Here is a 9,287-nt window from a genome sequence, read left to right as displayed (position 1 = left end):
CTCAATCTGCCAACTCAAGGGACGAACCAGTCTGCCGCTAGCAGCGTCGCCGCCCTCGTTGTGGCGCCATATAGACCCCACTCAACAAAACTGTCAACGGCAAAACTGTCTTATTTGAAACTTTTTTGACAATTCTCCCCAATTAGCAGGGTTTTCACGATATACGCTTATATATACCCCTCTAACACAGCCCCTAAGAGATAGCCTGATGGGGTCACAAACCGGCCTCATTATTGAAATAGCCTTCCCGCAAATCAAAAAGCGGCTGGCTGGATGCTGTGAATAACGAAAGCTGGTCCGCTTATCGTTGACTTAAGGCGTTACGGCAGGCAAAACTCAAAATCCCGTTTGAGGGACTTCCATAATTAAGGGAAGACACCATACATCAGATCGCGGTCCCGCTGCTTTCTGGAAAATGATGTTCACGCACCTTCGGGTGCGGCCAGATTTGCAGAAGGGCCAACAAAAGCAGCATGAAAGAATTGGGGCCCAACAATCTGGATCCGGGTGACGAGCCCCCGCTGACGGTAGGCGGACGCCGCCGCCCCCCTGACCGGCGTGAAGTTTCAGCACGTTGGCTTGCAGGCACATTTCTTACAGGCGTTACGTCTTGCATGCTCATTGGTGTGGCTTTGTTTGCCGCCCTAGATGGCCGCGAACAATTGGCAACGCCACCGGAAATTCTCGCGCGCAATGACATGCCCGGCATCGTCAATGATACGAACGTCACCAAAGGCGCCCGCCTCGTCAGCACGATTTCAAAGCAGAAAGCCACAGATCGCCGTCGCTTCGACCTTTCAACGATGCAAAAGGTTGGCGAGCGCGAGGTTATCCGCACAAGACCCTTTGAGCTGGTGCATATGGCTTTGGCCGTTGACCATCCAACAAGTCGCAAGTACCCGGCATTTGATGCGATGTCTATTTTCTCGGAAGGTCCGGCGACACCGCAACCTACCGATACCGGGCAGATTTACGGTGCAAAAGTTGAAAGTGAAGTCAGCCTGCAAGTTGCCGATTTTCCACTCAACAGCACGACTTTCGACGCATCCAATGATCTGACTGTTGATGAAGTTGAAAAAGTCGTCCGCGACACCGGCGCGCTGCTAACCGACGGTGATGTCCAGGTTGCCTCTTTACACTATGTGGACCCGGCGCGTTTCGGTGGAACCGATTCGTCTTTTGCGCTTAGCCCCGCTCTCGGTGTAAAAATCACCCAGGAAAATGTCAGCGTTGCGCTGCGTGCCGATGATGAAGAAGCCGCCGACGGTTTCTCGGAAGAACTGATTCCTTTCCGCCGGACGATGGACATCAAACAGGCGCTGCAAGATGCGGGTTACACGGGAGAAGACGTCTCTCATATGGCGGATGCGCTTATCAAACTGCTCAATTCGCCGCGCCTTAAAGAAGGTAGCGTCCTGCGTATCGGGACCGAAACACAAAATGGCGAAGACCGCGTTGTCAGAGCGAGTGTTTATCATCGAACCACACATCTGGTGACGGTGTCGCTGAATGATCGTATGCAATATGTGCCGTCCGATCAGCCAGAAGAAACACCGCTGCTCGCATCTGCGTTCGATGGCGATGCGCCGCCAACCGCCATCCGCGGCAATCTGCCAAGTGCATATGATGGTATCAGCCGCGCAGCCCTTGCCTATGGTATGACCGAAACCATGCGCGAAAACCTCGTCAAAATGCTGGCGAGCGATGTCGATCTTCAGGCACGCCTTTCGCCGAACGACAAAATCGATGCTTTTTTCTCCTTGCCGGACGACCCGGAAAAACCAGACGGTGATTCCCATCTTCTTTTCGTCGCAGCGACCTTCAGCGGAACGACGCGAAAGTTCTACCGCTATCAGGCACCCGATGGCAGCATCGATTACTTCAATGAAGACGGCAAGAGTGCCAAACAGTTCCTATTGCGCAATCCGGTGCCCAATGGCGTATTCCGCTCTCCTTTTGGAATGCGCCGACATCCGATTCTTGGCTACAGCCGCATGCATACCGGTGTTGATTGGGCAGCACCACGCGGCACGCCGATTATTGCTTCGGGCAATGGTGTTGTTGAAAAGGCTGGATGGACGAATGGCTATGGCAACCAGACTTTGATTCGTCACGCCAATGGTTATGTCAGCAGCTACAGCCATCAAAATGCAATTGCACGTGGCATAAGCGCCGGTCAGCGTGTGCGTCAGGGACAAGTGATTGGCTATGTTGGCTCAACCGGCCTTTCAACCGGTCCACACCTTCATTACGAGCTGATCGTTAATGGAACCAAGGTTGACCCGCTTCGTATTCGTTTGCCAGATAATAAAGCGCTTAAAGGACCGGAACTGGAAGCCTTTAAGCAAGAGCGCGATCGTATCGATACACTGTTAAATACAGATGATGCAGGCACCAAACTTGCATCCAGCGGTTCGGCAAAGAGCTGATTCTTCAAACAAGCGAGCTTAAAAACGCAAAACGAAAGCATATTGTATGAATATGCTTTCGTTGCCTGTCACACGGTTTTTGGAAAAGATGCGCGTTAGAACAAAGGATTAGAGCGCCGATCTGATCCAATCAGAAGCAAAATGCGCTCTAATCGGTGAATTCAACCGTTACACCCGGTTTCACAAGCTTCGCCAGCTCTTCCGCATCCCAATTGGTCAAACGCACACAGCCATGGCTGGATGTTTTGCCGATACGCGAGGGTTCAGGCGTTCCGTGAATACCATATGTTGGCTTTGACAGCGCAATCCACACTGTGCCGACCGGACCGTTTGGACCCGGCGGAATGGTCAGAACCTTGTCATTGTTACCCTGCTTGAAGTTAAGCTTCGGATTATATGTATAGTTCGGATTGATCGCGATGCGCTGGACTTGCACGATACCCGATGGTGACGGCGTATCAGACGAGCCAATTGTTGACGGATAGGCAACGACTAGTTTGCCGTTCTCGTCATAGCCGCGCACTTGCTTCCGCGCCTTGTCGGCAATGATTCGTGCAACCTTCGATCGAACAGCTTTGCCAAGGTTCGGAACCTTTACGACAGAACCCGGCTGATTGAAGTTCACACCCGGATTGATCTCCTTGAGATAGGCTTCATCAATGTGAAACTTCTCACCGAGCATTTCAGTCACGGATGTATAGGCCATCGCCGGAAGCTGTGCTTTATGGGCATAATCATCGGGAATGGATGCAACATACTGGCGGCCAACATCTTCGTTGGTGATTGTATAGTCGGTGAAAGCCGGGCCGCCGGTGGCTTCAAGCTCGGCATTGATTGCAGCCTCATCACTCGGATTGAGAAATTTACCCGTCATTTCGCTATAGGCGGCGGCAGCCTTGTCCACATTGCTGCCAGAGCGACCATCAATCACACCGGGGGATGCACCTGCGCGATCAAGCAACACCTGATAGGCCGCAATCTTCTGCTTTGCGCCCTGCCCTTTCGGCATTTCGATGGCTGGCGTCATATCATCGGCATGCGGAACAGCCTGCGGCTGCGTCCCTGGCTGTTGATAACCGGGATCGCGATTGATGCTGGCTGTTGGTGATTCGGTGTCCGGGTATTCGGTGCCTGCCGGCGGCAATTCCGAGCGCTGGACCTGACCGTCCCGGTTATAATCATAACCGGGCGCGGCGGGCGCTTCTGGATAATAATTCGGATCTTCAGGCACATTGCCAAAGCCGTCATAGGGCGCGCCACCGCCCACAGGACCATCGGACCAGCCATCATTCTGTTGGCGACCACTTGCATAGCGCCCGGAATCGCGCGGGTCTTCGATATGCAAAACACGTCCGCGACGATCAACCGTTACCTGCCGACCATATTCATCAGTATAAACGCGCACGCCCCTGTCGCGTCCGCGATCGTGCCCCCAATCAAAGAGCTGCGCGAGCTGCGTTGGCTGCGAAACATGAATTGCCGCATCACTTGTTTGCGCAAAGGCTGAACCGCCTACAGCAAGAATGCCGGTAAAAATACTTGCAAACCCGAACAATCCGAAGCGAAGCATGCGTAAGAGATGCGACATACAAGAAACCCTGAATTACCTTGAGACAAGGAATGCAACTATATGGTTAACAATTAATTACCCAATAACAGCAAATGCCAGATGAACTGGACATGAAGATGGCCTGAACATCCTGTTCAAAAAGAAAAAAGCGCCGCACTCAAACGAGTGCGGCGCCGTTTGCGACATAGTTTAAGACTTAGGCCTTTTCGTCTTCCTGCACCGGTTCACCTTCACCCATCACACGGATAGGACGAAAGTTGAGTCGGTCCGAGCCAGGCAAAATCTTGACGATCGAACCGTCAAGAATATCGCCAACCAGAATTCGTTCGGCCAACGGGTCCTGAACTTCTTTCTGAATAACCCGCTTCAACGGACGCGCACCATAAGCCGGATCGTATCCTTTGTTTGCCAACCACTCGCGCGCATCATCTTCGAGTTCCAAAGTAATCTTGCGATCATGCAACAGAGCCTGCAAACGCTTGAGCTGGATATCGACAATCGATCCCATATCGTCACGACGCAGCCTGTGGAACAGGATAATTTCATCGACGCGGTTGAGGAACTCTGGACGGAACGACGCCCGCACAACACCCATCACCTCATCACGCACAGTTTCAACATCATCGTTCTCGCCAAGATTGACGAGATATTCAGCGCCAAGGTTCGAGGTCATGATAATGACAGTATTGCGGAAATCGACCGTGCGGCCCTGACCATCGGTCAGACGACCATCATCGAGAACCTGAAGCAACACGTTGAACACATCCGGGTGCGCCTTTTCGATCTCGTCGAACAGGATCACCTGATAGGGTCTGCGCCGTACAGCTTCCGTCAGAACGCCGCCTTCCTCATAGCCGACATAGCCGGGAGGGGCACCGATCAGTCGGCTTACGGAGTGCTTCTCCATGAATTCCGACATATCAATGCGCACCATTGCCGTGTCGTCCTGAAACAGGAACGAAGCCAGCGCCTTGGTCAGCTCGGTCTTGCCCACACCCGTTGGTCCAAGGAAGATGAACGAGCCGATTGGCCTGTTTGGATCCTGAAGGCCTGCGCGCGCACGACGGACGGCCTTGGAAACAGCCTGAACAGCCTCGCCCTGTCCAACGACCCGCTTTGCGAGTTCGTCTTCCATACGCAAAAGCTTTTCGCGTTCACCTTCCAGCATCCGCTCAACCGGAATGCCGGTCCAGCGCCCAACAACCTGCGCAACATGTTCAGGTGTTACGGTTTCCTCAAGGAGGGAGCCCTTATTTTCGATGCTTTCAGAATCGGCAAGCTGCTTCTCAAGCTGAGGGATTGTTCCATAAGCCAGCTCGCCAGCCTTCTGGAATTCACCGCTGCGCTGTGCAATCGCCAAAGCATTGCGTGCTTCTTCCAACTGACGCTTCAAATCAGCAGCAAGGCCAAGCTTCTGCTTTTCAGCCTGCCACTTTGCCGTCAGCTCCGCTGATTCCTCTTCCAGATCGGACAGCTCTTTTTCAAGACGCTGCAAACGATCTTTGGAAGCCGTATCCGTTTCGACCTTCAGCGCTTCACGCTCGATTTTGAGCTGCATGGCGCGACGATCAATTTCGTCGAGTTCTTCCGGCTTTGAATCCACCTGCATACGCAGACGCGATGCGGCTTCATCGACAAGGTCAATTGCCTTATCCGGCAGGAAACGGTCGGTGATATAACGGTTTGAAAGCGTTGCAGCCGCAACAAGTGCCGAGTCAGAAACACGGACCTTATGGTGCTGCTCATATTTCTCCTTCAAACCACGAAGGATCGAAATCGTGTCCTCAACTGTCGGCTCATCGACAAATACCGGCTGGAAACGACGCGCAAGTGCTGCGTCCTTTTCAACATATTTGCGATATTCCTCAAGCGTGGTCGCACCCACACAGTGCAACTCACCGCGCGCCAATGCGGGCTTGAGCAGATTGGATGCATCCATCGCACCATCGGACTTTCCGGCACCAACCAGCGTATGCATTTCATCGATGAAAAGAATGATCTCACCGGCAGCCGTCTGCACTTCCGAAAGCACAGCCTTCAGACGTTCTTCAAACTCACCGCGATATTTCGCACCGGCAATCAGCGCACCCATATCGAGCGCCATCAGTTGCTTGTCTTTGAGCGATTCGGGCACATCGCCATTCACAATGCGCAGCGCCAGGCCCTCGGCAATCGCTGTCTTACCAACGCCGGGCTCACCGATCAGCACCGGATTGTTCTTGGTGCGGCGCGACAGAACCTGAATCGTGCGGCGAATTTCTTCATCGCGGCCGATAACCGGATCAAGCTTGCCTGCACGCGCATCTTCCGTCAGATCGCGCGCATATTTCTTCAGCGCATCGTAATTGCTTTCAGCGGAAGCAGAATCGGCTGTGCGGCCTTTACGCATATCATTGATAACCTTGTTGAGCGCGGTCGGTGTCACACCGGCAGCAGCAAGAATTTCAGACGTTTTTGCAGACTTCTCAATAGCAAGCGCAGTCAACAGGCGTTCAACCGTGACAAAGCTGTCACCCGCCTTGGTCGCAAGCTCTTCGGCAAGAGTAAAAACCTTGGCCAAAGGCTGCGCAAGATAAAGCTGGTCGTTACCGCCGGTCACTTTTGGAAGCTTTTCTAGGGCTGTCTGCAAGCCCATGCGCACATCGGCGATACGACCGCCAGCACGCTCAATCAGCGACGCGACCAGCCCTTCATCGTCATCAACGAGGACTTTGAGAAGATGCTCAGGTGTAAACTGCTGATTGCTGGAAGAAAGGGCAAATGTCTGGGCAGACTGGATAAAGCCCCGAACCCGTTCGGTATATTTCTCAATATTCATAATGTCTCCTTTTCCCTCCGACCCGTATCGGCATCGGAAGACTTCTGGTGACGGAGCCCCCTTATCGGCTGGCTCCTTATCCAAGAAGGAATATGGGAGTATGGAACGATTTCGGCAAGCCCGGAAAGCGCCTTAAAATGCAAATAAAAATGGCGCGGAAAACCGCGCCATTTTTTAAAATCTATCGTCTTGCGAGTTCAGCAATTACGCATCAGAATCCGCAGGTTCAGCAACTTCATCCTTGGGAACACGACGCGGGCGACCGGGGCGCCGCGTGACGCGGGCTGGCGCTTCTTCTTTAACCGAAGCCTCAACCGCTGCTTCAACCGCAGGCGCCGACTTTTCAACAGCCGGTGCTACTTCTTCCGCAACTTTGGCAGGCCGTTCAGCACGCACTGGCTTTTGAGCGGCGGGCTTTTCAGCAACGGGCTTTTCAACAACCGGCTCAACAACAGGCGCTGGAGCTGGCTGCTCATCGGCTAGCGCTGCAACAGCCGCCTCGATGACAGGCTGTTCGGAAGTTTCGCCTGCATTGAAGCGTTCGCGCTGAGGGCGGCGACCGCGACCGAGACGGCGCTGATCCCGTCCATCGCGACCATCACGGGACTGCGAACGATTGTCAGGGCGGTTGTCCGCGCGGCCTTCGCTGCTCTCTTCACCATAAACAACTTCAGCTGGCGTGCCTTCAATCACCGGCTGCGGCCCGGAACCATTGGCTGGCTGTGGCGCTGGCGCTGCTGGGGCATAGCCGCTTTCATCTTCATCACCACCATCATTGTCGAAGTTTTCTTCGCGCTGATACGGAATGTTCTGCTGCGCCATGGCAGCCATGATGATGCGATTGTAATGTTCTGCGTGCTGAAGGTAATTTTCAGCCATGACCCGATCACCGGACGCCTGTGCGTCACGGGCCAAAGTCGTATATTTTTCTGCAATATGTTGAGCATTGCCGCGGATTTTTACATCCGGTCCATTGCTTTCATAATTACGCGACAGAGGATTGGGGCCCTTGCGGTTGTTGTTGTTGTTATTATTGTTATTTCCCCGTCCGCGCATGCGCCTGTTCTGCTGTGCTGGCCTCATCGTCTTCTCTTTTCAGATTAAAGGGCGTCAAATTCCCGCGGCTTAAAGCCACCGGCTTCGCATTATCGAGCCATGGAGGAAGCACACCCTAAAACTTCCCACACATCGAATTGTTCAGAGTTCCGCACCGTCCACAAAGGACAACGCGAACTTTTTGGCTTGGTATTTGCAAGACCTCCCGAAAAGAAAACCCTTCGGAACTATTTTTGAAAGTCGAGCATTTCCGTACAAACCATCCCTTGAGAAAAACCTCATAGGAGCATGACCCTAATTCGTCATGGAGTATTTCCGCCACCGCCCTCAAGCGGGCAAAACCATTCTGGCTGTATACGGTGGCTGGAAACTAACCGGCTTCGCCGCAAATTCCAAGCGCTTTTTTGAGGTCGTCGCGTGTTTTTTTACTTATGACACATCAAACACTTGCAATACCAAATACCGGTAATCATGTTTCGTGGATACTTGGTTAAGCCTGTGTGGCGATTGAACATTTTCAAGGCATGACGCGTCAGCATCTTAGCGCCTTGGCATAATGTCTTTATGCACGAAAACCATGGCCCTTCTGTGGCCACCCAAATCGCTTGCAGAATTGATCAAATGGAAATTGGCGCTTTCAAAAATGGCGCCGACATCGTCAAACTGGCCCGCGCCAATTTCAACCGCAATCATACCGCCATCAAATAGGTATCCGACTGCCCCACTTGCAAGAGCACGATAGAAATCAAGCCCGTCCGCCCCACCATCAAGGGCTGCCATCGGATCATGCTCGCGCACATCAGCTGAGAGAGCAGCAATCTCTTCATGCGGAATATAGGGCGGGTTTGAAACAATGAGATGAAACTTTCCGCTGACATTCGCAAACCAGTCGCTTTTCAATGCCGCAAATCTCTCACTCACCCCATTGGCTGCCGCATTGATCCGCGCCATGGCCAGCGCGCCATCAGCCACATCAAGCCCGATCGCATTGAGCTTCTCAAATTTATGCAGGAGTGAAATCGCAATTGCGCCCGTTCCTGTCCCCATATCAAGCATCAGCGCCCGACCATATAGCGCAATCAGTTTTTCAATATAGGGCGAAACAAGCTCGACAAGCGCCTCCGTATCCGGGCGTGGTTCGAGTGTTTCGGGCGAAAGCCTGAACGGCAAACCATAGAAATCACGCATACCGATAATGCGGTGCACAGGCTCCCCTTCAGCGCGGCGCTCAAGCGCATCGTTTAATTTCGCGACCTGTTCCTCATCCATCATCTTTTCCGGTGATACAATCATATCAAGCCGTGTCGCGCCGGTTGTCCATTCAAGCAGCAACTGCGCATCAAGATCAGGCGTATTAACACCCGCACCCCGCAATCGTGCGCGGGCTTGCGCCATCAGATGATCAAGACGTTCA

Annotated in this window: 5 protein-coding genes; 1 reads left to right on the top strand and 4 read right to left on the bottom strand. The window is 53.1% G+C overall.

Annotated elements, in window-relative coordinates; all coding sequences use genetic code 11:
* Positions 1-473 precede the first annotated feature (473 nt).
* Positions 474-2,429 carry a M23 family metallopeptidase gene (locus VBH83_RS16270; protein WP_265986903.1) on the top strand — a complete coding sequence of 652 codons (1,956 nt, stop codon included), beginning with the start codon at positions 474-476 and terminating at the stop codon, positions 2,427-2,429.
* 148 nt (positions 2,430-2,577) lie between these two features.
* On the opposite strand, the gene VBH83_RS16265 is transcribed toward VBH83_RS16270, so the two are convergent.
* The 4 genes from VBH83_RS16265 to prmC form a co-directional block, all read right to left on the bottom strand.
* The gene (locus tag VBH83_RS16265; protein WP_265986905.1) at positions 2,578-4,017 is read right to left on the bottom strand and encodes a L,D-transpeptidase; all 1,440 of its coding nucleotides are present in this window, start codon (positions 4,015-4,017) and stop codon (positions 2,578-2,580) included.
* A gap of 178 nt (positions 4,018-4,195) precedes the next feature.
* Positions 4,196-6,817 carry an ATP-dependent chaperone ClpB gene (gene clpB, locus VBH83_RS16260; RefSeq protein ID WP_265986907.1) on the bottom strand — a complete coding sequence of 874 codons (2,622 nt, stop codon included), beginning with the start codon at positions 6,815-6,817 and terminating at the stop codon, positions 4,196-4,198.
* A gap of 204 nt (positions 6,818-7,021) precedes the next feature.
* Positions 7,022-7,900: a DUF4167 domain-containing protein gene (locus VBH83_RS16255; RefSeq protein ID WP_265986909.1), complete on the bottom strand. Its 879-nt coding sequence runs from the start codon at positions 7,898-7,900 to the stop codon at positions 7,022-7,024.
* A 513-nt stretch (positions 7,901-8,413) separates the two neighbouring features.
* On the bottom strand, positions 8,414-9,268 hold the full coding sequence (prmC, locus tag VBH83_RS16250) for a peptide chain release factor N(5)-glutamine methyltransferase (RefSeq protein WP_265986938.1): 855 nt from the start codon (positions 9,266-9,268) through the stop codon (positions 8,414-8,416).
* Between the last annotated feature and the right edge of the window lie 19 nt (positions 9,269-9,287).

Origin of the sequence: Ochrobactrum sp. S1502_03, assembly GCF_044435015.1 — a bacterium.
Classification (GTDB): domain Bacteria; phylum Pseudomonadota; class Alphaproteobacteria; order Rhizobiales; family Rhizobiaceae; genus Brucella; species Brucella chromiisoli.
Note: the sequence above shows the minus strand (reverse complement) of the source record. Positions and strands in the feature narration are given on the sequence as shown.

What these genes read in the sequence shown, in the direction of transcription:
- VBH83_RS16270 (WP_265986903.1), top strand. Translation starts at nt 474, where the DNA reads ATGAAAGAATTGGGGCCCAACAATCTGGATCCGGGTGACGAGCCCCCG.
- VBH83_RS16265 (WP_265986905.1), bottom strand. Translation starts at nt 4,017, where the DNA reads ATGTCGCATCTCTTACGCATGCTTCGCTTCGGATTGTTCGGGTTTGCA.
- clpB (WP_265986907.1), bottom strand. Translation starts at nt 6,817, where the DNA reads ATGAATATTGAGAAATATACCGAACGGGTTCGGGGCTTTATCCAGTCT.
- VBH83_RS16255 (WP_265986909.1), bottom strand. Translation starts at nt 7,900, where the DNA reads ATGAGGCCAGCACAGCAGAACAGGCGCATGCGCGGACGGGGAAATAAC.
- prmC (WP_265986938.1), bottom strand. Translation starts at nt 9,268, where the DNA reads ATGGCGCAAGCCCGCGCACGATTGCGGGGTGCGGGTGTTAATACGCCT.